This is a genomic window from Phenylobacterium sp., from assembly GCF_044372605.1.
Classification (GTDB): domain Bacteria; phylum Pseudomonadota; class Alphaproteobacteria; order Caulobacterales; family Caulobacteraceae; genus Phenylobacterium.
Window position 1 is genome coordinate 1 of sequence record NZ_JBILRO010000323.1, and the last position, 2,978, is coordinate 2,978.

Annotated in this window: 2 protein-coding genes; one reads left to right on the plus strand and one right to left on the minus strand. The window is 65.3% G+C overall.

Annotation, left to right across the window (positions count from 1 at the left end; genetic code table 11):
• On the plus strand, window positions 1-183 hold a 183-nt coding region (locus ACIQ42_RS17610; protein WP_397423530.1), incomplete at its 5' end, for a hypothetical protein.
• Window positions 184-213: 30 nt separating this feature from the next.
• Here ACIQ42_RS17610 and uvrA read toward each other — a convergent pair.
• Window positions 214-2,978 (minus strand): excinuclease ABC subunit UvrA (gene uvrA / locus ACIQ42_RS17615; protein ID WP_397423531.1); only part of this gene is annotated, 2,765 nt, incomplete at its 5' end.

Here is a 2,978-nt window from a genome sequence, read left to right on the forward strand (position 1 = left end):
ACCGAGCCGTCAGTTCCGCGAAAATTTCGCCTGGCCTTCCTGGACCGCAGCGTGGCGCGAGCGGCGGTGCGGCGGATACTGGATTGGCCGGCGGAACAGCTGGTAATGGCGCATGGGCCGCCAATCGAACGTGATGGGCGGGCTGTGGCCGCGCGGGCGTTTCGGTGGCTGACCGGGCCTTAGCAAAATCTCCCGACTTACCAAGAGTGCGTTTCAGGCTCCGACCAGCTGCTTCTTCCGCGCGACGCTCCGTTCCCGGTGCCGTTCCAGCAGTTCGGCCAGGTACTTGCCCGTCCAGCTTCTCGGATTGGCCGCCACGTCCTCGGGTGAGCCGAACGCCACGATCTCGCCGCCGCCGTCGCCGCCCTCGGGGCCGAAGTCCAGGATCCAGTCCGCGGTCTTCACGACGTCTAGATTGTGCTCGATGACCACCACGGTGTTGCCCTGATCAGCCAGCTCGTGGAGCACTTCCAGCAGCTTGCGGGTGTCCTCGAAGTGCAGGCCGGTGGTGGGCTCGTCGAGGATGTAGAGGGTCTTGCCCGTGGCGCGTCGTGACAGCTCCTTCGAAAGTTTGACGCGCTGCGCCTCGCCGCCGGAGAGGGTGGTGGAGGACTGACCCACCTTCACATAGCCCAGGCCCACGCGTTTCAGCGTCTGCATCTTCTCGCGCAGCACCGGCACAGCCTTGAAGAACTCGGCGGCCTCCTCGACCGTCATGTCCAGCACGTCGGCGATAGACTTGCCCTTGAACAGGACCTCGAGCGTTTCGCGGTTGTAGCGTTTGCCGTGGCAGACATCGCAGGTGACGTAGACGTCGGGCAGGAAGTGCATCTCGATCTTGATGAGCCCGTCACCCTGACAGGCCTCACATCTCCCGCCCTTGACGTTGAAGCTGAACCGGCCAGGGCCGTAGCCGCGCGCCTTGGACTCCGGCAGCCCGCAGAACCAGTCGCGGATCGGCTGGAAGGCGCCCGTATAGGTGGCCGGATTGGATCGGGGGGTGCGGCCGATGGGCGACTGGTCGATGTCGATGACCTTGTCGAAGTTTTCCAGCCCCTCGATCCGCTCATGCGGGGCGGGCGCGTCCGAGGCGTTGTGCAGACGCCGGGCGGCGGCCTTGTAGAGGGTTTCGATGGTGAAGGTGGATTTGCCGCCGCCGGAGACGCCAGTGATGCAGGTGAGGGTGCCTACAGGGATCTCGCCGGTGACGTTCTTCAGGTTGTTGCCGGTGGCGCCCACCACACGCAGCTTCTTCTTCGTGATCGGCCGCCGGTCTTCGGGAACCGCGATTTCGCGCATGCCCGACAGATACTGGCCGGTGATACTGCGCGGTTCGGCCATGATGTCGGCGGCGGTACCCTGGGCGATCACCTCGCCGCCGTGGACGCCGGCGGCAGGACCCATGTCGATCACATAGTCGGCCGTCAGGATCGCTTCCTCGTCGTGCTCGACGACGAGGACGGAGTTGCCGAGATCGCGCAGGCCCTTGAGGCTGATCAACAGGCGGGCGTTGTCGCGCTGGTGCAGGCCGATGGAGGGCTCGTCCAGCACATAGAGCACGCCCGTCAGGCCTGAGCCGATCTGGCTGGCCAGGCGGATGCGCTGGCTCTCGCCGCCCGAGAGCGTGCCGGAGTTGCGGCTGAGATTGAGGTAGTCCAGCCCCACGTTGACCAGGAACCGGAGGCGATCGTTGATCTCCTTCAGGATCCGGCGGCCGATCTCCATCTGCTTGTCGGTGAGCTTCGTCTCGAGATCCTCGAACCAGGCCTGGGCTTTCCGGATCGCCAGCCGGGAGACCATGCCGATGTGCTCGCTGGCGATCTTCACCGCCAGGCTCTCGGGCTTCAGGCGATAGCCTTCGCAGGCGAGGCACGGGGTTTCGGACTGGTAGCGACCCAGTTCTTCCCGAACCCAGGCGCTGTCGGTCTCGCGCCAGCGGCGTTCGAGGTTCGGCAGTACGCCTTCGAAGGTCTTGTTGACCTCGTACTTTCGCGCGTTGTCGTCATAGATAAAGCGGATCTTTTCGGAGCCGGAGCCGTAGAGCACCACGTTTTTCGCAGCCGCCGGCAGCTTCCAGAACGGCTCGTCCATCGAGAAGTCGTAGTGTCGGCTCAAGGCCTGCAGGGTCTGGGTGTAGAGCGGCGAGGGGCCCTTGGCCCAGGGGGCGACGGCGCCCTTGTGCAGGCTCTTGTCCTTGTCGGGGATCACCATGTCGGCGTCGAAGGCCAGCTTGGCCCCCAGGCCGTCGCAGACAGGACAGGCGCCGTAGCTGATCGTGAATCCGGAGACCGGGCAGGCGAACTTCTCGGAGACCAGCAGGCGCCGGGGCATCGTCTCGCCCTCGGCCAGGTCGGCCCACTCGGCCACGGCGATCCCTTCGGCCAGCCGCAGGGCGGTTTCGAGGCTGTCAGCGTAGCGGGTTTCCTGGCCGGGCTTGGTGACGATCCGGTCCACGACGATGTCGATGTCGTGCTTGAACTTCTTGTCGAGGACCGGCGCGTCCTCGATCAGCATCAGTTCGCCATTGACCTTGACCCGCTGGAAGCCTGCCTTCTGCCACTCGGCGAACTCCTTGCGGTACTCGCCCTTGCGGCCGCGAACCACAGGGGCCAGCAGGTTGAGGCGCGTGCCGTCGGGCAGGGCGTTCAGCTTGTCGACCATCATCGAGACGGTCTGGCTCTCGATCGGCAGGCCGGTGGCCGGGGAATAGGGAACGCCAACCCGCGCCCAGAGCAGGCGCATGTAGTCGTGGATCTCGGTGACCGTGCCCACCGTGGAGCGGGGATTTCGGCTGGTGGTCTTCTGCTCGATGGAAATGGCGGGTGAGAGGCCTTCGATGAGGTCCACGTCGGGCTTGCTCATCAGCTCCAGGAACTGGCGGGCATAGGCCGACAGGCTTTCGACGTATCGCCGCTGGCCCTCGGCGTAGATGGTGTCGAAGGCCAGCGAGCTCTTGCCCGACCCTGACAGCCCGGTCA